Source organism: endosymbiont of Lamellibrachia barhami, from assembly GCF_011947365.2.
In the GTDB taxonomy this organism is placed as follows: Bacteria; Pseudomonadota; Gammaproteobacteria; order Chromatiales; family Chromatiaceae; genus QGON01.
Window position 1 is genome coordinate 3,886,442 of record NZ_JAAVSH020000001.1, and the last position, 22,345, is coordinate 3,908,786.

Genomic DNA, 22,345 nt, shown 5'->3' on the forward strand with positions numbered 1-22,345 from the left:
TTTTATGAGACCAGATTCTGCATAATCGGCAGGCGAATGGTGAAGGTGGTGCCTTTGCCCTCTTCACTCTCAACCTCGATGGTGCCGTCATGCTTGTCCACAATCACCGACCAGGCGATCGCCAGCCCCTGGCCTGATCCCTTCCCCACCTCCTTGGTGGTAAAGAAGGGATCGAACATCCGTTTTTGAATCGCCTCCGAAACCCCTTTTCCAGTATCGCTAATCGTAATCTCTGCCCACTCCCCATCCTGCCGGGTTGCAATCCGGATCTCACCCATCTCTCCACTCTTTCCCACTACATCAGCTATCGCATGGGCTGCGTTCACGATCAGATTCAGTATCACCTGGTTGAATTCACCGGCCAGCACCGGCACCTGCGGCAGTGCCGGATCAAGCTCGGTAATCAGCTCGGCACTGTATTTCCACTCATTGCGTGAGACATCGATGGTGGTTTCGATCGCCTGATTGAGATCCGCCGGCGTCTTCTCTTCGCTTCCAGGATGGGAGAATTCCTTCATTGCCCGCACGATTCGGGTAATCCGCTCCAACCCTTCCAGGGACTGTTCGATAGCCAGGGGAATCTCTGCTTCCAGATAGTCCACATCCACCTCCTGCACAATCGCCTCGATCCGCTTGAGCAGATCCGCGGGCACCGTGCCCTTGGTGGCTGCTTCACGCATTTGATCGCAGGTCTCGAAAATTCTGTCCATATCAGCGAAAGACTCCTGCAGGAAGCGGGTGTTGTCACTAACGAACTGGGTGGGGGTGTTGATCTCGTGGGCGATACCGGCGGCGAGCTGGCCGACCGACTCCAGTTTCTGCGCTTGGCGCAATTGCACCTCAGCATTCCGGCGTTGGGTCAGATCAGTAAAGCTGACCACACTTCCCACTACCTCCTGGGCCCTATAGATGGGTGATGCACGGTATTCCACAGGAAAGCTCGTTCCATCCGCCCGCCAGAAGACTTCGTCATCCACGATGATGGTTTTTTCATATGCATGTAACAAAGCACACTCTTGTTCCGGATACGCTGAGCCGTCCGGACGGGTGTGGTGGAAAAGGTTGTGTGCATTCTTGCCGATCAGCTCAGTGGGATCATCATAGCCAAGTAGTTGGGCGGCAGCAGGATTGCAGACGGTACAAATTCCATCACCATCGACGGCGTAAATACCGTCTGAGGTCGACTCCAGCAACAGGCGGTTTAGCTCCTCGGCCTGATTATATTCGCCAATCTGCTGTTGTAGCTGCGCATCCGTTTTTGCAAGCTCCACAGTGCGCTCCCGGACCAACGATTCCATGCTCTGGCGCTCTTCCTGGGACAACCTGTGTTCAATGTTGGAGTTGATATCCTGGCTAATAGCTTTCAGCAGAGAACCTTTTCCATATTCAAATAATTCCGATTCATCCGATGAGCCCCCTGCCAGGTAGACGATGTCAATAGCTCCAACGGTCTCCCCATTGATGATGATCGGAGCGGACACTTTTTGCGGGCCGTCCTGATAGTGTTCTGTCTGATAGCATTCGTCATTAAAGATGATTCTTGCACACGTATCCCTCTCGTCCGACCATGAAGACAATACGGACATGAGGATGGCGTTAAAGACCTCCTCCAATGGACTAGCGGGATTGGCCAGGATTGACGAAACGACATACATGACCTGTAGTTCGTTAGCACGCTCGGACACACGCTGTTCCAGTGTCTCATTGAGTGCACTCAACTCAGCCTGGGTTTCTTGCCGGGCAGCCACCTCGTCTTGAAGTTGCTCCACCTTTTCGCTCAGCTCATCGAGCAGGGACTGGTTATTAAACCGGTATCCAAGCGACTCCCTGATGGTGTTGTGATAATTATGGGCAATCAGGAACAATAAACTGGGATAGAGCAGCAGCAGGAGACCCAGTCCTCCATAAGTCCCCTCTTTCTGAGCCAGCAGGATGCCGGCGATAGGCAGCAGAAGGGGAAACAGGAAGGCGGTAAAAGTGGAGAGCCGGGAGGCATTGGAAGAGATGGCTCCCGCACCAACACCGGCCAGTGCGATAAACAGCAGCACCTGATGGGAAACCGACCATTCCGAACTCCATAAAGTGGCCACCGAGCCCCAGCTGACACCGGCAAAAAGTGCGCCTGCCGTATACAGCGCACCCCAGCGCTCAACGTTTATGAGGGTAATATCCACCCGGCGAAACGCAGCAACCAGTAGTCCGCGCAGGATGGTAACCAGCAGCAGTACGAAAATCCAGGCCAGCAGCCAGTCGTGATCCGCCGCTTGCCACAGGAATCCCGCCAGGATAAGGGCCACGATAAAGCTACCGCCAAGGGCCTCTGGTGCCTGCCGATACAACAGCCGGACCAGCTCAAGTTCGATTCCCCGGGTTTTCCCGGGATTGGCGGCAGATCCCTGCTGATGGCTACCGAACCGGCCAGACTGTTTATTTGTATCATTCATCGTGCCACTTTCCTTAGGGCTTTACTGTATCACTGGCAGTCTGACAATGAAGGTGGTGCCTTTGCCCTCTTCACTCTCCACCCCGAGGGTGCCGCCGTGCTTGTCCACAACCACCGACCAGGCGATCGCCAGCCCCTGGCCTGACCCCTTTCCCACCTCCTTGGTGGTAAAGAAGGGGTCGAATACCCGCTTTTGAATCGTCTCCGGGATCCCTTTCCCCGTATCGCTAATGGTGATCTGTGCCCACTGTCCGTCGTGGCGGGTTGCAATCTGGATCTCACCCATCTCTCCACTGTTCCCCACTACATCCGTAATTGCATGGGCCGCATTCACAATCAGATTCAGGATCACCTGATTGAATTCACCGGCCAGCACCGGCACTTGTGGCAGCTCGGTAATCAGCTCGGCACTATATTTCCACTCGCTGCGTGAGACATCGATGGTGGTTTCGATCGCCCTGTTGAGATCCATGGCTACCTTCTCTGTTGTTCCCGGATGGGAGAACTCCTTCATTGCCCGAACGATTCAGGCAATCCGCTCCAATCCATGCAGAGATTGTTCGACAGCCTTGGGAATCTCCTCTTTCAAATAATCGACGTTGACCTCTTTCGCCAGCTCCCTTACTTCTGTCACAAGCTCATCTGGGACGGTTCCGCTGGCTGCTGCATCGGTCAGCCGGTCATGGACAGTGAGGAGTCGACCGTAGTCTGCAAAGGCATCCTGGAGAAAACGTGTGTTATCACTGACGAGCTGAGTCGGCGTATTGACCTCATGAGCGATGCCCGCAGCAAGCTGCCCCACCGACTCCAGCTTCTGTGCGTGGCGCAACTGGATCTCCATCGATTGTCGCTCCTCCTCGGCCGCCTTCTGCTCGGTGATGTCCCAGAAGATACCGAGAATGCCAGTGGATTTACCTTGTTCATCTTTCAGAGGCGTCTTGACGGTGTGGATGAAGCGTTCTTCACCATCCTTGACGTAGCGCTCTTGCAGCTCGCAGATCTCTCCCGACTCCATGACGTTCTTATCATCTGCCCGGTATTGCTCGGCCAGTTCCACCGGGTGAAAGTCATAGTCGCTCTTTCCCACCAACGCTGCCGGCGCGATCCCAAGATCAGAGGCATACTGCCGGTTGCAGGAGACGTAGACCGAGTTCGTGTCCTTGTGAAAGATCCGTTGCGGGAGATTGTCGACCAGCGTCCGATAGGTATTCCTGCTTTTGCGCAGGTCCGTCTCCAACTGTTTGCGCTCAGTGATATAGGGCTTGATCACCCAATAACTCATGATGGGTGAGACAATCAGGACCAAAACGAACGCATCGATGATCGCTTCCAGGCCTGGGGAGGAAATTGGATCCAATAGGGACAGGCCCAGCATGATTATGCCTTCCACAAGGAAGACGATGATGGCGATTCGCAGTACTAGTTGGATATTATTCATGAGTATCCGTACCCTCAAATGCAGGATTTATTTCTAACCCTACATCTAACGAAACCATGGTTTCCGGTGTCATCCACAAACAGAACAGGCTTTTTCATAGTACGCCAGGCACGTTGCGTAGCACTTTGACTAGCCCTCTTCCTTTTCCAAAAAAAAATCTTATCGGCGTACAGATGCTATCGTCAGATAGTGGGGAATCTTTAGAATATTCCCAACGATTGCTTTTCCCTATCTCCTGAAGAATTTCGATACATTCACTGCCAGCTGCGGAAGATTAAGAGCCGATGCCAACTCCCCCCTCCTTGATCAACAACTGGAGTGAGACGAAGTTTCAATTCAAGAGAGACAAAGCCAAAAGGCAATTGGAATAAAAATCTGAAGGCATCACGCTGGAACAGGCGCTGAATGAAGAAGGTAAAGGTTGAAATCCTGAGACAATCACAAAGGAGTGTAGGCCGGTTCAAGCGTAGCGGAACCGGCCTACACTTTATCAGACTCAGCCTGCAAGTTTCTCTGCCCAGGCCAGCAATTCGGGGATGATTCTGCGCTTCTCCGGCGGCAGGGATTCGTCCATCTCCATCTCATCCAGACACGCCAGATAGTCATCCATCGGCAACCCTGCCCCCTCACCCGGCTCAAACAGCCTGGCCTGCCGATACTCCTCCCAGCACCCCCGTTCTTCCTCTGAGAGTGTCTCCGGCCAGTTGCGGGCACGGTAACGAAACAGCATCTCCGGTAGCCGCTGATCATCGAAGACCTGGGGGAAACTGCTCAGATCGCCAGGAGCGACGGCCCTGATCCGGTCCATGCGGCGACGATCATCCGCGCTGAAAAAACCACCGCCATAGAGATTCTGATCGGGATCCGACACCTTATCGAATGTGGTCATTTGATGGATGCGGCCGAGCTTTTCCTTCAAACCATCCGCCGCCAGCAAGGTTTTTCTATGCAGTTCACCCTGCCTGACATCGATCTGCCAGCGCTCGGCAGCCGCTGCAGAGAGGGTATTCATCGGCACCACCACCGGACACTTATTGAGATGCACCGTCTTCAGGGGCATCCGCTCCACCCCCTCAGGCAGATCTGCCGCCGGGGTAAAGAGGCGCTGATGAATCTCATCCTCACTCAGGGTGAGCAGCGGGGTCGGGTCATAACGGAGATCGAAAACAATCACACCATTGGCGTTGGTGGGATGAGCTGCCAGGGGCATCACCATCGCGATACAACCGTGCTCGGCAGGATACATCGATGAGACATGCAGCACCGGCTTGCGCGCCTGCAGGTTCAGTAACTCCCCCACTGCCTGTTTCTTGCGCAGCCGGAAGATATAGTCGTAAAGCCGCGGCTGCTTCTCTTTCACCAGCCGGGCCATGGCAATGGTGGCATGCACATCCGAAAGCGCATCGTGGGCCGATTGATGGGAGATACCATTGGCGGCGGTCAAGTGCTCCAGACGAAAACTGGGTTTGCCGTCCGGATGCCGGGGCCATTCGATCCCTTCCGGGCGCAGTGCATGAGTCAGCCTGACCATGTCGATGATGTCCCAGCGTGAGTTGCCATTCTGCCACTCACGGGCATAGGGATCGAAAAAGTTACGGTAGAACCCGTAACGGGTCACTTCGTCGTCAAAACGGATCGTGTTGTATCCCACCCCACAAGTGCCGGGGTGAGCCATCTCCTGGTGAATACGCGTCATGAATTCAGCTTCGACAACCCCCTCCGCCAAGGCCTTCTGCGGGGTGATACCGGTCACCATGCAGGCCTCCGGCTGGGGCAGCATGTCATTTGCGGGTTTGCAGTAGATGACCAGCGGCTCCCCCACCGGGTTCAGATCCTCATCCGTGCGCAGCCCCGCAAACTGGGCGGCCCGGTCCCAGCCCGATTCATCCGATGCCTCTGCCGGGTAGAGACGATGTCAATAGCTCCAAACGGTCTCCCATTGATAATCGGAGTAGACACTTTTGCGGGCCGTCCTGATAGTGTTCTGTCTGATAGTACTGTCATTAAAGGTGATTCTGCGCACGTCTCCCCGTCCGACCATGAAGACAATACGACATGAGGATGGCGCGAAGACCTCCAATGGATTAGAAGGGATTGGCCAGGATTGATGAAACCAGATACAAGACCTGTAGTTCGTTAGCACGCCCGACACACGCTGTTCCGCGTCTCATTGAGTGCACTCAACTCCGCCTGGGTTTCTGCCGGGCAGCCACCTCGTCTTGAAGTTGCTCCACCTTTTCGCCAGCTCATCGAGCAGGGATCAGTTATTAAACCGGCACCCAAGCGACCCCCGATGGTGTTGTGGATAATTAGGGCAATCAGGAACAATAAACTGGGATGAGAGCAGCAGCAGGAACCCAGTCCGCATAAGCCTCTTTCTGAACCAGCAGGATGCCGGCGATAGGCAGCAGAAGGGGAAACAGGAAGGCGGCAAAAGTGGAGAGCCGGGGGGCACTGGAAGAGATGGCTCCCGCACCTAAACCGGCCAGTGCAATAACCAGCAGAACCTGGTGGGCAACCGGCCATCCTGGACGCCATAGAGTGGCCACCGAGCCCCAGCAGATACCGGAGAAAAGTGCGCCTGCCGTATACAGCGCACCCCACCGCTCAACGTTTATGATGGCGACATCCACCCGGCGAAAAGCAACAATCAGCAGCCCGCGCAGAATGGTAACCAGCAGCAGCACGGAAATCCAGGCCAGCAGCCAGTCGTGAACCGCCGCTTGCCACAGGAATCCCGCCAGGATAAGGGCCACGATAAAGCTACCGCCAAGGGCCTGCGGTGCCTGCTGATACAATAGTCGGACCAGTTCAAGTTCGATTTCCCGAGGTTTCCCGGGGTTGGCAGCAGACCCCTGCCTATGGCCACCGAACCAGCCAGACTGCTTATTTGCATCATTCATCGTGCCGATTTCCTTTATGACCTGACTGTTTCACTGGCAGTCTGATGATGAAGGTGGTGCCTTTGCCATCTTCACTCTCCACCTCAATGGTGCCGCCGTGCTTATCCACGATTACCGACCAGGCGATCGCCAGTCCCTGGCCTGATCCTTTCCCCACCTCCTTGGTGGTGAAAAAGGGGTCGAATACCCGCTTTTGAATCGCCTCCTGGATCTCACCCATCTTCCCACTCTCTCCCATTGCTTCATCGATCGCATGGGCCGCGTTCACGATCAGATTCAGTATCACCTGGTTGAATTCACCGGGCAGCACCGACACCTGCGGCAGTTCCGGAGCCAGCTCGGTAATCAGTTCCGCGCTGTACTTCCACTCGTTGCGTGAGACATCGATAGTGGTCTCGATTGCCCGATTGAGGTCGGTGGGTGTCTTTTCCCCCGTTCCCGGGTGGGAAAACTCCTTCATCGCCTGGACGATCCTGGCAATCCGCCCCAACCCCTCCACAGACTGCTCGACGGCCCGGGGGATCTCCTCTTTCAGATAGTCGATATCGATCTCTTCCGCCACTCTCTTCGCCTCGTCCACCAGCACCTCCGGGACGCTTCCGCCGGTTGCAGGAGACGTAGACCGAGTTCGTGTCCTTGTAAAAGATCCGTTGCGGGAGATTGTCGACCAGCGTCCGGTAGGTATTCCTGCTTTTGCGCAGATCCTTCTCCATCTGTTTGCGCTCAGTGATATAGGGCTTGATCACCCAATAACTCATGACGGGTGAGACAATCAGGATCAAAACGAACGCATCGATGATCGCTTCCAGGCCTGGGGAGGAAATTGGACCCAATAGGGACAGGCCCAGCATGATCATGCCTTCGACAAGGAAGACGATAATGGCGATTCGCAGTACTAGTTGGGTATTATTCATGAGTATCCGTACCCTCAAATGAAGGATTTATTTCTAACCCTACATCTAACGGAACCATGGATTCCGGTGTCATCCACAAACAGAACAGGCTTTTTCATAGTACGCCAGGCACGGTGCGTATCACTTTGACTAGCCCTCTTCCTTTTCCAATAAAAAATCTTATCGGCGTACAGATGCTATCGTCAGATAGTGGGGAATCTTTAGAATATTCCCAACGATTGCTTTTCCCTATCTCCTGAAGAATTTCGATACATTCACTGCCAGCTGCGGAAGATTAAAAGCCGATGCCAACTCCCCCCTCCTGGATCAACAACTGGAGTGAGACGAAGTTTCAATTCAAGAGAGACAAAGCCAAAAAGCAATTGGAATAAAAATCTGAAGGCATCACGCAGGAACAGGCACTGAATGAAGAAGGTGAAGGCTGAAAGCCTGAGACAATCACAAAGGAGTGTAGTTTGCCGGTTCAAGCATAGCGGAACCGGCAAACGCCGCATGCCGCTTGACCGGCCAGAAATTGCCTGATCCGCTGCGCTTGATCAGGCCTACGCTATGGACTACAACTATCAGGCTTAACCTGCCAGCTTCTCAGCCCAGGCCAGCAATTCGGGGATGATTCTGCGCTTCTCTGGCGGCAGGGATTCGTCCATCTCCATCTCATCCAGACACGCCAGGTAGTCATCCATCGGCAACCCTGCCCCCTCACCCGGCTCAAACAGCCTGGCCTGCCGATACTCCTCCCAGCGCCCCCGTTCTTCCTCTGAGAGTGTCTCCGGCCAGTTGCGGGCACGGTAACGAAACAGCATCTCCGGTAGCCGCTGATCGTCGAAGGCCTGGGGGAAACTGCTCAGATCGCCAGGAGCGACGGCCCTGATCTGTTCCATGCGGCGACGATCATCCGCACTGAAAAACCCACCGCCATAGAGATTCTGATCAGGATCCGACACCTTTTCAAAGGTGGTTTTTTGATGGATCCGGCCAAGCTTTTCCTTCAAACCATCCGCCGCCAGCAAGGTTTTTCTATGCAGTTCACCCTGCCTGACATCGATCTGCCAGCGTTCGGCAGCCGCTTCAGAGAGGGTATTCATCGGCACCACCACCGGACACTTGTTGAGATGCACCGTCTTCAGGGGCATCCGCTCAATCCCCTCAGGCAGATCTGCCGCCGGGGTAAAGAGGCGCTGGTGGATCTCATCCTCACTCAGTGTGAGTAGTGGAGTCGGGTCATAACGAAGATCGAAGACAATCACGCCATTGGAGTTGGTGGGATGAGCGGCCAGGGGCATTACCATCGCGATACAACCACGCTCGGCAGGATACATCGATGAGACATGCAGCACCGGCTTGCGCGCCCGCAGATTGAGCAGCTCCCCCACCGCCTGTTTCTTGCGTTTTTGAAAGACATAATCATAGAGCCTGGGCTGTTTCTGTTTGATCAGCCGGGCCATGGCAATGGTGGCATGCACATCCGAGAGCGCATCGTGGGCCGATTGATGGGAGATGCCATTGGCGGCGGTCAAGTGCTCCAGACGAAAACTGGGTTTGCCGTCCGGATGCCGGGGCCATTCGATCCCTTCCGGACGCAGTGCATGAGTCAGCCTGACCATGTCGATAATATCCCAGCGGGAGTTGCCATTCTGCCACTCACGGGCATAGGGATCGAAAAAGTTACGGTAGAACCCGTAACGGGTCACTTCGTCATCGAAACGAATCGTGTTGTATCCCACCCCACAGGTGCCGGGGTGAGCCATCTCCTGGTGAATACGTCCCATGAACCCAGCTTCGACCAGCCCCTCTGCCAACGCCTTCTGCGGGGTGATACCGGTCACCATGCAGGCCTCCGGCTGGGGCAGCATGTCATTTGCGGGTTTGCAGTAGATGACCAGCGGCTCCCCCACCGGGTTCAGATCCTCATCCGTGCGCAGCCCCGCAAACTGGGCGGCCCGGTCCCAGCGGGGATTGGCGCCCCAAGTCTCGTAGTCGTGCCAGTAGAAGGAAAATGTCATGAGAGGTAGCGCTCTATCGATGTAATTATTCCGGGTTCAGCCGCTCATCCCAAGCAAAGAGCGGGAGAATAAAAGGAAAAAGATTATCTGACCCAAAGTCCACTAAATCAACACAATAATCATCTCTTTCGAATAGATGCGTTAGTAAACCCTATTTTTCTTAAAGATTTAAAAAGAAAGGCCGATAGATGTGTTCAGTAGCGGGTTTAGAACCATGGATGACCCACTTTCCGGCTTGGGTATTGACTTGATTTGTTGACCCGATACCCAATTTTTTCAAGGATTTACAGGAGCTGTAATGAACACACCATTTCTTTCTCATTTTCGTAAAACTGCTATTTCCCTGCTGATCACTTGCACATTTGGCTTCTCTGCTGCACAGGCGGCTGAGATCAAGGTGGGCATGTCAACCGCCCTGAGTGGCCCTGCCCAAGCCTTGGGTCAAGACATGAAACGAGGCATTGAAGCCTATTTCAACCAAGTCAATAAAAAAGGAATCAATGGCAATACCCTGAAACTGGTTGTCCTGGATGATGGCTATGAGCCTGCCAAGGCCGCCCCAAATATGCACAAACTTATCGATGACGAGAAGGTGGTAGCAGTGATGGGGAATGTTGGAACACCCACTGCGATCGTCAGCGTGCCGATCTCCAATAAGAAAAAAACGCTCTTATTTGGCGCCTTCACAGGGGCTGGTGTTCTGCGCCAATCCCCGCCAGACCGCTACATCATCAATTACCGGGCAAGTTATGCGGAAGAGACTGCGGCGATGATCGATGGTCTTCTCTCCTCTGGTATCAAAGCCGAAGAGATCGCCTTCTTTACCCAAAATGACGGTTATGGTGATGCAGGTTACAAAGGCGCAATGAAGGCGCTGAAGGCCAAAGGCGTTGCAAGTCCTGAAAAACTGACGCACGGCCGTTACACCCGCAACACGCTGAATGTGGAAGAGGGTCTGGGAACCATCCTTGATGCTGAGGTTGAACCCAAGGCCATCATCATGGTGGGAGCCTATGGACCCTGCGCCAAGTTTATAAAAATGGCCAAGGAAGAGCTGCCGGACGCCAAGTACCTGAATGTCTCATTTGTCGGCAGTACAGCGCTGGCCAAGGCACTGGGCGACAAGGGTGACGGCGTCATCGTGACTCAGGTGGTGCCGCACTTCAATACCGACCACGCCACAGTGAAAGAGTATCGTGATGCTCTCAAAGCCTATGATGCCAATGCCAAGCCCGGCTTTGTTTCCCTCGAGGGTTATCTGGTAGCCAAGCTGTTTGCTGAAGGTATGAAAAATGCCGGTTCCAATCCCAACAGAGAGAGCATCATAGATGGGCTGGAGTCACTGAACGCTCCTAAGATTGATATCGGCAGCAAGGTTAGTTTCAGCAAGACGGAGCATCAAGCAAGCCACAAATTGTGGCCGACCATGATCAAGCAGGGACAGTTTGTCGCCTTCAACTGGTCTGAAATCTGAACCTGAAGCGGGAGAGGTGTGATGGCTACCCCTCCCGCGACTGTTTTGGGTTGCTCGTTGTATTAAGGAAAAAATGATGAAAAAAACCAACATCACAATCAAAGGGCTTTTAGTTGTCTGGGTGCTCATTGCTGTAACAACTGTTTTGATTCTGGTTCTTACCGCTTTGGACTCCTATCAAAGCGTTTCTAAAAACCAGCAGGTAGTCACCGATAAAGCCAAACCACTTCAGGTTGCCAACAACGAGATCAAGAGTGCCATTACAGGTGTTATTGGACGCCAGTTAAGGGTTATCAGCAGCGATTCCTCAGAGAAGCTGGCGGGCCTGCAGGATCGTGATCCGTTGGAATCGAGGTTCACTTCTGCAATGAGCAGCGCACGGCAGGCTGCAGGGGACGATAGCAGTGTAATAGAGCCTCTCGCTGCACTTGAAGAGGCGTATAAAGTTTTCATAAGCGCAGACACCGTTCTATTTGAAAAAAAGAAAACCATTTTACAAATCAATATCGAACAGAAAGACTACGTTGAAAAGATGGATTCATCGATTCAGGATATCCAAAAGGTTGCTGAAGGCATTGCGGGAAAGATTAACTTCGCCAATAAACGGGCCAAACGACGTATTCGCAAACTCTACAAAAAGATACAGGATCTTCAGGATATAGAGGACGTGGAAGAGCCGGAAGCGAAAATTGCATTCCAGTTTCGTGACCAGGTTGGCGAGCAACTATTGAGTCGAACAGCCGACCTGCAGCAGGTGAGCGCAAACATCCGAACCGGTGTCGCCATTATGGGTAGCTTGGGGCGGCAATTTATGTTGGAGAGCAGTCCCGACATCCTGACCAGCATCAAAGATAATCAACTTACCCAGTTAATCCAGTCAACCAAAGCATCCATTTCCAAGATTGATGAAGGATCAAGAGACAACCCGGAACTCAATACTCAGATAAAGCATTTGAACAGTGATTTCCAACAATTGGTCAATACCCTCATCAACGAAGAAAGCTCTATTCTTACGTCACGTAGAAAGGGTCTGAGGGTTACCGCCGAGATGCTGTCAGCACACGCTGACGTGCAATCTGCAACAGAGTCAATGGAACAGGCCATCAATTTGGTGGTTCAAGCTGTTGACCAGATTCAGGCAGGCGTTGATGAACAGGGACGTCGGGTAATCAGTGATAGCCGCACCATCTTATTGATAACGGCATCAGTGGCTCTGGTTGTTATCATTTTAATCAGCTTTATTGTCCTGCGCCGGGTCAATCGTCCGCTGGCAATGGCCACGAAAGCCATGCGTGATTTTGCCCAGGGCGACATTTCAAATCGCATGAATTACAAAGGTCGAGATGAGTTTGCCGCATTGGCCCATGATTTTAATGCACTTGCAGAAAACATTTGCGGCCTCATCGAGGATATACATAGATCGAGCAACGAACTATCATCCGGCGCTGAAAATCTTTCGTCCATCTCGACCCAGACCAATCTCGGGATAGAGAGGCAGCAGAGTGAAACCACACAGGTGGCCACTGCCATGAATGAGATGGCAGTAACAGCACAGGAAATGGCGAAAAATGCCAACCATGCAGAACAGGCGGCTCAACAGGCCAATGCTGAGGCAGTCAAAGGACATGACGTTGTCAGCGAGGCCGTCCGCGCTACAAACGACCTCGCGAGTGAGGTGCAAAATGTCTCCATTGCCATCCACAAACTGGAAGATGAGAGTGAGTCAATCAGCACTGTTTTGGATGTCATTCGCAGCATCGCGGAACAGACTAATCTGTTGGCCCTAAATGCCGCTATAGAGGCGGCTCGGGCAGGCGAACAGGGACGCGGATTTGCCGTTGTTGCTGATGAGGTGCGCACCTTGGCAGGACGAACACAGGACTCAACCCAAGAGATTCAGCAAATCATTGAACGGGTTCAACAAGGCGCTAAAGAGGCTGTCTATGCCATGGAGAAAGGCAGGGAAAAGGCTACAAACAGTGTGGAAAAAGTTGAAAAAGCAGGAGAAACACTGAGTGAAATCATCCAGGCGGTGGGACAGATCAAAGAGATGAACGTCCAGATTGCCACTGCCGTGGAACAACAGGGTGCTGTCGTGGAAGAGATCAACCAGAACGTGGTCTCCATCAATGCACTCGCTTCTCAAACAGCTGATGGTGCAAGACACACGGCTACAGCCAGTATGGAGCAAGCTGGCCTGGCGACTAATTTAAAGGGAATGGCAGCCAAGTTTTCCACCTAACATCCGCTTCAAACGGTTAAACCCGACAGACTCCTGGCTGGAAACAATGAGCCGCTGATATGTAATCGGTCATAAAAAAACCACCCCAGCTGACAGCGGGGTGGTTTTTTCAACGCAGGGAAAAAGACAGCGGTTGGATCTAGATCTTTTCCTTGATACGAGCAGCCCTGCCGGTAAGGCCACGCAGATAGTAGAGTTTGGCACGTCGCACGTCACCACGACGGGTGACCTTGATCTCGGCAACCAGTGGGCTGTAGGTCTGAAAGACACGTTCAACACCTTCACCGTGGGAGATCTTGCGTACGGTAAAGGCGGAGTCGAGACCGCGATTACGCTTTGCGATCACCACGCCTTCAAAGGCCTGCAGACGCTCACGCTCGCCCTCTTTGATCTTTACCTGCACGACCACGGTATCTCCGGGGCCAAAATCCGGTATCTCACGACCCATCTGCTCAGCGTTGAGTTCCGCGATGATATTACTCATGGTCTATTGCTCCTGTTCTTGCTCGGCATCTCCCGACGCGAGACCTATTTCATCTAAAATCGTTTGTTCTTCTGCCGTCATCTGACGGCCTTTCAGCAGATCGGGACGGCGTTCCAGGGTTCGCTTCAGCGCCTGTTCAAGCCGCCAGTGGCGAATCACCTCATGGTTGCCACCCTGTAAAACCGGGGGGACACCCACGCCGTCTATCTGCTCAGGACGGGTATAGTGTGGACAATCCAGCAACCCATCCATAAAAGAATCCTGTTCTGCCGAGTCCGCAGCGCCCAGCACCCCAGGCAGCAGGCGGATCACCGCGTCCATCAAAACCATCGCCGCCAGCTCACCGCCGCTCAGCACATAGTCTCCGATGGACCACTCCTCATCCACGTAGCGGTCGATCACCCGCTCGTCGATACCTTCGTAACGGCCGGCGATGAGGATAAGCCGTTGGCCGCTAGTCGCCAGGCTGCGCGCCGCATCCTGGTCAAATCTTTTGCCCTGTGGGCTTAGGTAGATCACCTTTGCGCCGGGGGAAACCTTTTGGGCATCCTCGAGGGCCGCTTGCAGTGGCGCATATTTCATCACCATGCCGGGGCCACCGCCGTAGGGCCGGTCGTCCACCGTGCGATGTACATCCGTGGTGTAGTCCCGTGGATTCCAGAGCTTCAGCTCAGCCAGCCCCCGCTCCAGGGCACGTCCTACAACCCCTTGCGCTTTCAGGGCATCGAACATCGGCGGCATCAGACTGATAACATCGAAACGCATCCAGTCCAGCCTAGAAATCCGGATCCCAGTCCACGACCATCAGACCGTCTTCCAGATCCACACTGCGGATCGCCTCACCCCAGGTATAGGGAATCAGGCGTTCACGGTCACCCTTGACCACTACTACATCATTGGCACCGGTCTCGAACAGGTGAGACACCTTGCCCAGCCCGACGCCTTCGACGGTCTCAACCCGCAAACCCTGCAGATCGGACCAGTAAAACTCATTTTTTGCCAGCTTCGGCAACTGGTCGCGGCGGATAGCGATCTCGCAGTCCATCAACTCCGCTGCCTGATCACGGTCGTCGCAACCCTCTATAGACGCTACGACACCTTTGCCCTGCCGATGTCCTTCCAGGACTTTTCTCTCTTCCCAGCCTGTTTTACGCTTCAGATACCAGGGGGAGTACTTGAGTATCCCTTCCCGTGGTATGGCGTGAGAGTAGACTTTGAACCAGCCCCGAACCCCGAAAAACCCGGAGATCCTGCCCATAGTCACCATCTCTTCGGACATTTGGAATCTCAGTCCGTGGTGATTAGCGGACAGTCAGCCGGGATCAGGCTGCCTGCTTGGCGGCTTCCTTCAGCAGAGAGACGACACGGTCGCTGGTCTGGGCGCCTTTGGAGACCCAGTGATCAATGCGATCACGCTCAACACGCAGACGCTCTTCGCCGCCGGTGGCACCGGGATTGAAGAAGCCGAGACGCTCAATGTAGCGACCGTCACGGGCGTTACGGCTGTCAGTCACCACAATGTGGTAAAAAGCCCGTTTCTTGGCGCCGGTTCTGGAAAGACGAATGGTTACCATGCTTGTACCCTTGAAAATTCTTTAAGCAACCGGCAAACTCACCGGCGGGAAACGCGGAATTATAACTGAATAATTCAGAAAGTGAAGCATGGATTAAGATTAAAGGTTAAAGGTTAAAGGCTAAAGGAGAGAAAAGTCCGGAATTTCATCCGAAATCCGCCCGGTGCCGACAAATTTTGGGGCTTCGTGGTCACCTTAATATTAGGTATGGGCCGGTTCCGCTACGCTTGAACCGGCCTGCCAGCTTCCCATCGCAGTAACGACGAGATTCGGCCTATCCGGTGGCACGGCCACCTTTAACCTTTTGCCTTTCGCCTTTAACCTGTTTTTTCAATCATCTACACTGGCAATAGATATATCTTCGCCCCCGCCGGCGCACTATGCGAACCGAGCAGCGGCCCGGACAGCGGCCCCGGATACAGAAAAACTTTGGCGTCCAGCGCCCTCCACCCGTCATAAACAAACGGCAGGGGGAACCGCGGCGGTCAAACCGGACCCAGATCTCAATGCCGCTCTCGGTCCACATATAGCTAAACTCGGCATTTGCTTTGCGACGTCGCTTGCCTGCCACCGTGGGTTCGAGCATCACTCCGCCCTTTTCCAGCCGGTGCACTGCCAGAACCACCCCCTTCTTCGGTAATTTTCGGCCCTTTGGGATTTCCTTGCGAACCGACCGCCACTGCTCTTTGGTAAGGTGGATCAGCTGCGGAGCGGGGTGAAATTCAGAAATATTGACAACAGATGGTGCGAGTTCACGGCACCAATTCGGTGTTGAATCAGCCATCTCTCCTCCTCCGGAGGCACCGCGATGGCTAGCGTCCGAGGCACCCCCGCAAATAGTCGGCGAATAACCTACTGCCGTTGTATGAATAACTATAGCCCGGGATCAGCAACCTCCGACCAAAAATATCCAATTACATCTTTGTGGTTTATCGCATTCCCATGCCCTGCATGGAAAGGAATCAAGGGTAGAATGGAACTTAAAGACGTACGCCCAATCCAGTGGCACGGCCTCCTTTATCCTTTAACCTTTTGCCTTCCACCTAAAAAGGAAACCCGCCACCGCCGCCACCCGGCATCCCGCCCCCTGGCATTCCGGGAAACCTGCCGCCGAGGCCCCGCAGCATTTTCTTCATGCCGCCACCCTTCATTTTTTTCATCATCTTCTGCATCTGGGCAAACTGCTTCAGCAGCTTGTTCACTTCCTGCACCTGGGTACCGGAACCGGCAGCAATTCGCCGCTTGCGGGATCCCTTGAGGATCGCAGGAAAACGCCGCTCTTGGGGTGTCATTGAATTGATGATGGCAATGAGGCGGTCAATATCTTTGTCGTTCACCTGATTTTTCACATGATCCGGTAGCTGGCCCACTCCCGGCAGTTTGTCCAGCAGGCCGCTCATGCCGCCCATCTGGTTCATCTGCTGCATCTGCTCCTTGAAGTCCTCAAGGTCGAAACCTTTGCCTTTCTTCAGCTTGGCCGCCAACTTTGCGGCCTTTTCCTGGTCTACTTTGCGGGTAACCTCCTCCACCAGACTGAGCACATCCCCCATACCGAGGATGCGGGAGGCGATGCGGTCAGGATGAAAAGGCTCCAGGGCGTCTGTCTTCTCTCCCACACCGATAAACTTGATCGGCTTGCCGGTGATCTGGCGAATGGAGAGTGCGGCGCCGCCTCTGGCGTCACCATCCGCCTTGGTCAGGATCACACCGGTCAGGGGCAGGGCCTCATTGAAGGCCTTCGCTGTATTGGCGGCGTCCTGACCGGTCATGCTGTCGACCACAAACAGGGTCTCGATGGGGTTCAGGGTCGCGTGGAGCGCCTTGATCTCACCCATCATCACCTCATCGACATGCAATCGGCCCGCAGTATCGACGATCAGCACATCGGCAAAAGCCTGCTTGGCCCGCGTCACTGCATGCTTCGCAATGTCGACCGGCTTCTGCTCCGGAGAACTGGGAATAAACTCCGCCTCAACCTCTTGGGAGAGGGTCTGCAACTGCTCGATAGCAGCCGGGCGGTAGACGTCGCAACTCACCACCATGACCTTCTTCTTGCCATGCAACTGCAACCAGCGTGAAAGCTTGGCGACACTGGTGGTCTTACCTGAGCCCTGCAGGCCCGCCATCAGGATGACAGCGGGCGGTTGTGCTGACAGATCGAGACTTTCGTTGGCCTCGCCCATCACCTGGATCAGTTCGTCTCTGACGATCTTGATCAGCGTCTGGCCAGGGGTGAGACTCTTCATCACCTCCTCGCCACTCGCCTTCGCCTTCACTTGATCGACAAAGGCACGCACCACCGGCAGAGCAACATCGGCCTCAAGCAGCGCCATGCGCACTTCGCGCATGGTGTCCTTGATGTTCTCTTCTGTGAGCCGTCCCTGCCCCCGCAGGTTGGTAAGTACACGACCAAGGCGTTCTGTCAGGTTATCAAACATGCTTTTCGGCGGATCGCCCGCTCCAGATTGATTGAATCGAATTGAACATTATATATCAGCCAACACTTTGTTGCGCCGATGCATTGGATTTGCCCTGCGCCATGAGGCAAAATCAATTTAAAAACCGTGGCAAGTATGCGATTATCGCCGTAGTTTCAATAAACACCGCCGCCGCATGCCGACGGGGTATTAAACCCAATAAAGATACAAAGTGTAGGGTTGGAATCTTGTTTGAGTTGTTAGCCATTGCCGCCTATCTGGGAGCCGGCCTCTGTTTTGCACTGCGGCTATTTCGCGGCGAAACCGGCAAACATTTGCCGCGGCCGCTAGGTCTGCTGCTGGGATTCGTCGGCACTGCACTGCACGGCGTTCTCCTCTACCAGAGCATTGCAACCGATACCGGCATCAACCTCGGTGTCTTCAGCGCCACCTCACTGATCGCCTGGACCATTGTCCTGCTGCTGCTAATCTCCAGCTTGAGTAAGCCGGTGGAAAACCTTGGCATCTTGCTGCTGCCGCTGGCAGCGCTGTCAATCCTGTTGGAATCCCGTTTCAGTTCGGTACGGTTATTGGGCGAAGCCGCCTCCCAGGGCCTCACGCTCCATGTTTTGGTCTCTATCCTTGCCTACAGCCTGTTCACTCTGGCCAGCGTGCAGGCGCTCCTGCTGGCTATTCAGGATCACCACCTGCACCATCGCCGCCCTGGCGGTTTCATTCGCGCCCTGCCTCCCCTGCAGACGATGGAGAGCCTGCTGTTCGAGATGATCAGCGTAGGCTTTGTCCTGCTGACCCTGGCCCTGATCTCGGGTTTCATATTCCTGGAGGATATGTTCGCCCAGCATCTGGCGCATAAATCGATCCTATCCATTGTGGCCTGGATCGTCTTCGGCACGTTGATCTGGGGACGTTTTCGATTTGGCTGGCGCGGTCAGAAGGCAATCATCTGGACGCTTAGCGGATTCGTGGTATTGATGCTGGCCTATTTCGGCAGCAAGGTGGTGATCGAGCTGATTCTTACGGTTTGAACATCCAGATGGCGATCAAATCATCCGCAATAGGATGCAATCAACCTTGCCGGTAGGCCCTGCTGGCAACCCGGCCTTTTTTGAACTTTGCCAACTGTTCCACCAGACGGGGACGTTCCTGATTGGCCAGCTGCGTTATCTGCTGGTCGATTTCCTGGATCTCTTTGATCAACGATATCTGATTTTCCGCGCCCTGAGGTGAGAGAATACCAAGACTCTCCCTGAGCAGTTCAACGCGCCCGGCTTCCAGATTCCGGGCCTCTTCCCACTCACCGGCACGGGCAGACTCAAGCAGACCTCGGCTCAGCACCAGCGCTGCCTTGAGTTTCTCTTCAGGGTTACCTGCCATCGGTAGCATGCTAGGCCGCAGAAACGGGTTTATTGGAGAGTTGGGGCGCCCTTTTCACATCTTCCGGGATCACATCCCAGGCGGACTTGATCTCCAGCAACAACCCACTGATCTCATCGAGGATCGCCTGATCATTGGTTAGGTTGGATTCTGTCAGACGGCGCACCATATATTCATACAGGTTATCGAGGTTGGCGGCTATCTCACCACCCGCCTTGAGATCCAGGCTGCCTCGCAGTCCGTTGATGATGGATATCGCCCAGGTGATGTGCCTGCCTTTGGGTTCGGGTTCACTTCGATCCATATGACCCTTGGCGATGGCTATCTTATCCAGCGCGCCCTCCATCAACATCTGCACCAAACGGTGTGGGCTTGCATAGTCCACTTCAGACCCTGTCGCCACGCTACCGTACTGTTGTGCCCCACGCCTGGAATTCAAACTCATTATATAATCCTCGAACTGTTTTTTGCTTTTGAACAGTATATTTATCGGTAGTGTGCGTGGATTCTTGACCTGTTTCCGCCATCAATCCAATAAAACATCACTAATTGTTATTTCGATACGAGGCCAGATCCTGCAACCCCTGCAACTGCTGTGTCAGGAAGTCGCTGGTGGCAGACAGCCTTACCATCAGGGTATCCAGCCCGGCAAACTGCGCCCGAAAACGCGCCTCAGTCTTGGCCAGACGAAACTCCAGAGACTCTCGCTGATCCTGCACATTTTTCACCCTGGCATCCAGACCGTCCTCACGGGCATCGATCAACCCGTCGGGATCGAGCAGATTCTCAACCAGGACATCGAGCCGGAACGCCAGCCCCTGATCATCGTCGGAAAAGAGTTTGGTGACCGAAGAAAAATCGCTTTCCAGCGCCTCAGTCAAGACGGCGGTATCCAGCTGAAGGCTGCCATCTCTCTGAAATGAGATACCGATGCTGGAGGCATACTTGAATGTTCCATCGACATCCGACTTTGAACCCAGCACTGAGGATATCTGCTGCTCCATCATGCGCAGGGTTCCGTCGCCGGAGAGCTCACCGCGGCCAAGGGTGGAAAGCGTATCACGCAGGCTATTGTATGCGTCAACGAAACTCTGCACTGTAGTCTGCACAGCGCCCAAGTCCTTATCGACATTCAGCGCCACTGCATCAACACTGGTAGCCAGCAGTTCCAGGGTCACCCCCTGAATTGCATCGGAGATGCTGTTGCTGCTGCGAGTAATGGTATAGGAGTTATCCACCAACAGTTGTGCATCTGCAGCAGCTCGCGTCTGCACCATGGTCAATGGATCGGCAATGGGGTTGTTACCACTATCGGCAAAGGAGACCGACATGGCATTCTCCACACCGGTTTCATCGCTGGTCAGAGTGAGATAGAAACTACCACTATTTTCCTGGATGATTCCTGCGCTGATACCCGTGTTGTCGGTTGCCTCGTTGATCGCCTGTTCGATCTGGCTCAGGGTCTTACCACCGATGTCCACGTTAAACGACTGGGTGCCGACGGCCAACGTCATGGTGTCACCGGCATTACCGATCGTCGTGGTATCACTATCTGCGAACGACGCGGAGCCCATCTTGTGGGACTCAGCCAAAGCTTGAACGACGATGTCGTAACTGCCGGCGGCTGCATCATTGTCGGCATTGACAGTAAAGACAGCTTCATCCGCGCTGCTCGCACTGAAGAGACCTATACCTGAGAAGCCGTTGAGTTTGTCCACGGTACTCTGAAACGATGCCAGAGAGCCACGCAGCGCGCCGTAGGCGCTGATCTGGGTCAGAAATCCCGCCTCTTTGGACTGAAGATTCTGTATAGGAATCTGCTCCAGAGACATCAACTGATCAACGATGGAGTTGACGTCGAGCCCGGAACCTATGCCTGGAGCGGAAATGGTTGGCACGTTTGCCTCCCGTCAGCCTGGCTGACTCAAGCGAAACATCAAGCAGAAGCCAGCACAAACTTCAGTGAACACTCCGCCGAGAACCGGGTTCGCTGGAGGATCTCTCCTGTCTGTCCGGTTTTCGACACTCTATGAGAAACATGCAATCTCCATGCCTGAATCTTCAGAACATGGGAATCATGCGCTTGTTTCCATCAGTAGTCCTACCGATTGCTCACGACCTGCCTTACCATCAACTTTGACATTGGCAACATCGATTGCTTCCTGCATGTGTTTGGCCAACGCCAATACCTCTTCCGAGGGTATCTGGCGAATCAGATCACCGGATTGTCTATCGATTACCCGAACCACTGTTCTGCCACTGTCATCGTCCAGGTCGAACTGCAACTCACGCTGCAACACCTGGGCAAAATCCTGCATCTGGCTGACAGCACCTTTAAGTGCCTCTACTGGAACAGCAGCAGACCTCTCATCAACCGATTTTTGTTGAAGAGTGGTGACCGATTCATTTCCGGAGATTTGGCCAACGACCTTCAGAGGCTGGGGAGTAACACTTTCCGTAGTACGACGTACATCTTTACCAGAATCCTTCGTCGGTAGAGCTCCTACTGTGATTGTCATGTCCGTAGCCATGGCCTTCACCTCACATTTAAACCTTTTAGTTCAGCCGGCGCCCGGTATCAAAACCAGGCGCCGACTGGAGCTTGTTACCGTTACTGCAGGAGAGACAGAACCATCTGCGGCTGGGAATTAGCCTGGGACAGCATTGCCACACCGGCCTGCTGCAGAATCTGCGTGCGGGTCATGTTAGCGGTCTCCGCAGCAAAATCGGCGTCCTGAACCCGTGAACGGGCAGCAGATACATTTTCGCTGATATTGGAGAGATTGGAGATAGTGGAACTCAGGCGATTCTGAACGGCACCAAGATCGGCACGCTGATCAGAAATGAAGCTCAGGGCCTGGTCGATAACATCCAGTGCGCTATTGGCGCCGGTCTGGGAACCAATATCGATATCAGCAACACTGCTCAAAGTTCCGGATGTTGCAGCGGCCACCATAATATCGGTACCCGTCGTCGACACCTGGAATGACTTGGAGGAGCTCAACTCAACCTTACCACCCACAACGATGGAGTCAGTCACGCCACCCGCACCGGTTGA

The 22,345-nt window shown here is 54.0% G+C and carries 19 protein-coding genes and 1 pseudogene; 3 read left to right on the plus strand and 17 right to left on the minus strand.

Annotated elements, in window-relative coordinates; genetic code table 11:
- Nucleotides 1–2: 2 nt before the first annotated feature.
- The 7 genes and pseudogenes from G9Q73_RS17790 to sbcB (G9Q73_RS17820) form a co-directional block, all read right to left on the minus strand.
- A complete protein-coding gene (locus G9Q73_RS17790; RefSeq protein WP_177420972.1) occupies nt 3–2,444 on the minus strand; it encodes an ATP-binding protein in 2,442 nt (813 codons plus the stop codon).
- Nucleotides 2,445–2,465: 21 nt separating this feature from the next.
- The gene (locus G9Q73_RS17795) at nt 2,466–2,957 is read right to left on the minus strand and encodes a sensor histidine kinase (protein ID WP_177420973.1); all 492 of its coding nucleotides are present in this window, start codon (nt 2,955–2,957) and stop codon (nt 2,466–2,468) included.
- A gap of 12 nt (nt 2,958–2,969) precedes the next feature.
- Entirely contained in the window at nt 2,970–3,881 is a 912-nt protein-coding gene (locus G9Q73_RS17800; RefSeq protein ID WP_177420974.1) for a PAS domain-containing protein, read from the minus strand.
- Between the two features lie 496 nt (nt 3,882–4,377).
- Nucleotides 4,378–5,745 (minus strand): annotated as a pseudogene (gene sbcB / locus G9Q73_RS17805) (exodeoxyribonuclease I); the annotation flags it as partial.
- A 454-nt stretch (nt 5,746–6,199) separates the two neighbouring features.
- Nucleotides 6,200–6,784 carry a hypothetical protein gene (locus tag G9Q73_RS17810; RefSeq protein WP_177420975.1) on the minus strand — a complete coding sequence of 195 codons (585 nt, stop codon included), beginning with the start codon at nt 6,782–6,784 and terminating at the stop codon, nt 6,200–6,202.
- The gene (locus tag G9Q73_RS20600; RefSeq protein ID WP_369408921.1) at nt 6,777–7,364 is read right to left on the minus strand and encodes a sensor histidine kinase; all 588 of its coding nucleotides are present in this window, start codon (nt 7,362–7,364) and stop codon (nt 6,777–6,779) included. Before G9Q73_RS20600 ends, G9Q73_RS17810 begins: the two co-directional genes overlap by 8 nt.
- Before the next feature lie 903 nt (nt 7,365–8,267).
- Complete coding sequence (gene sbcB / locus G9Q73_RS17820) at nt 8,268–9,701, minus strand: exodeoxyribonuclease I (RefSeq protein WP_177420976.1); 1,434 nt, start codon at nt 9,699–9,701, stop codon at nt 8,268–8,270.
- A gap of 298 nt (nt 9,702–9,999) precedes the next feature.
- On the opposite strand from sbcB (G9Q73_RS17820), the gene G9Q73_RS17825 reads away from it, so the two are divergent.
- Nucleotides 10,000–11,175, plus strand: coding sequence for an ABC transporter substrate-binding protein (locus G9Q73_RS17825; protein WP_177420977.1), 1,176 nt, complete (start codon nt 10,000–10,002; stop codon nt 11,173–11,175).
- Nucleotides 11,176–11,251: 76 nt separating this feature from the next.
- A complete protein-coding gene (locus G9Q73_RS17830) occupies nt 11,252–13,417 on the plus strand; it encodes a methyl-accepting chemotaxis protein (RefSeq protein ID WP_177420978.1) in 2,166 nt (721 codons plus the stop codon).
- 139 nt (nt 13,418–13,556) lie between these two features.
- Here the strand turns inward: G9Q73_RS17830 and rplS are convergent, their stop codons facing one another.
- The 5 genes from rplS to ffh all read right to left on the minus strand — a co-directional run bounded on the left by rplS (nt 13,557) and on the right by ffh (nt 17,913).
- Nucleotides 13,557–13,901, minus strand: a complete 345-nt coding sequence (gene rplS, locus G9Q73_RS17835) for a 50S ribosomal protein L19 (RefSeq protein ID WP_177420979.1) — start codon at nt 13,899–13,901, stop codon at nt 13,557–13,559.
- A 3-nt stretch (nt 13,902–13,904) separates the two neighbouring features.
- Entirely contained in the window at nt 13,905–14,666 is a 762-nt protein-coding gene (gene trmD / locus G9Q73_RS17840) for a tRNA (guanosine(37)-N1)-methyltransferase TrmD (RefSeq protein ID WP_177420980.1), read from the minus strand.
- Between the two features lie 10 nt (nt 14,667–14,676).
- A complete protein-coding gene (rimM, locus tag G9Q73_RS17845; protein ID WP_177420981.1) occupies nt 14,677–15,180 on the minus strand; it encodes a ribosome maturation factor RimM in 504 nt (167 codons plus the stop codon).
- Between the two features lie 43 nt (nt 15,181–15,223).
- The gene (gene rpsP, locus G9Q73_RS17850) at nt 15,224–15,475 is read right to left on the minus strand and encodes a 30S ribosomal protein S16 (RefSeq protein ID WP_177420982.1); all 252 of its coding nucleotides are present in this window, start codon (nt 15,473–15,475) and stop codon (nt 15,224–15,226) included.
- Nucleotides 15,476–16,518: 1,043 nt separating this feature from the next.
- Nucleotides 16,519–17,913, minus strand: coding sequence for a signal recognition particle protein (gene ffh, locus G9Q73_RS17855; RefSeq protein WP_177420983.1), 1,395 nt, complete (start codon nt 17,911–17,913; stop codon nt 16,519–16,521).
- Nucleotides 17,914–18,137: 224 nt separating this feature from the next.
- Between ffh and G9Q73_RS17860 the strand changes: the two genes are divergently transcribed.
- Nucleotides 18,138–18,938: a cytochrome C assembly family protein gene (locus G9Q73_RS17860; protein WP_369408966.1), complete on the plus strand. Its 801-nt coding sequence runs from the start codon at nt 18,138–18,140 to the stop codon at nt 18,936–18,938.
- Between the two features lie 40 nt (nt 18,939–18,978).
- On the opposite strand, the gene G9Q73_RS17865 is transcribed toward G9Q73_RS17860, so the two are convergent.
- From G9Q73_RS17865 to G9Q73_RS17885, 5 genes are all read right to left on the minus strand, one after another.
- The gene (locus G9Q73_RS17865; RefSeq protein WP_177420985.1) at nt 18,979–19,287 is read right to left on the minus strand and encodes a flagellar protein FliT; all 309 of its coding nucleotides are present in this window, start codon (nt 19,285–19,287) and stop codon (nt 18,979–18,981) included.
- 10 nt (nt 19,288–19,297) lie between these two features.
- Complete coding sequence (fliS, locus tag G9Q73_RS17870; RefSeq protein ID WP_177420986.1) at nt 19,298–19,732, minus strand: flagellar export chaperone FliS; 435 nt, start codon at nt 19,730–19,732, stop codon at nt 19,298–19,300.
- A gap of 100 nt (nt 19,733–19,832) precedes the next feature.
- Nucleotides 19,833–21,185, minus strand: coding sequence for a flagellar filament capping protein FliD (gene fliD, locus G9Q73_RS20605; RefSeq protein ID WP_177420987.1), 1,353 nt, complete (start codon nt 21,183–21,185; stop codon nt 19,833–19,835).
- Nucleotides 21,186–21,362: 177 nt separating this feature from the next.
- Nucleotides 21,363–21,818, minus strand: coding sequence for a flagellar protein FlaG (locus tag G9Q73_RS17880; protein ID WP_246345377.1), 456 nt, complete (start codon nt 21,816–21,818; stop codon nt 21,363–21,365).
- Between the two features lie 80 nt (nt 21,819–21,898).
- Nucleotides 21,899–22,345 (minus strand): flagellin (locus tag G9Q73_RS17885; RefSeq protein ID WP_281397591.1); only part of this gene is annotated, 447 nt, incomplete at its 5' end.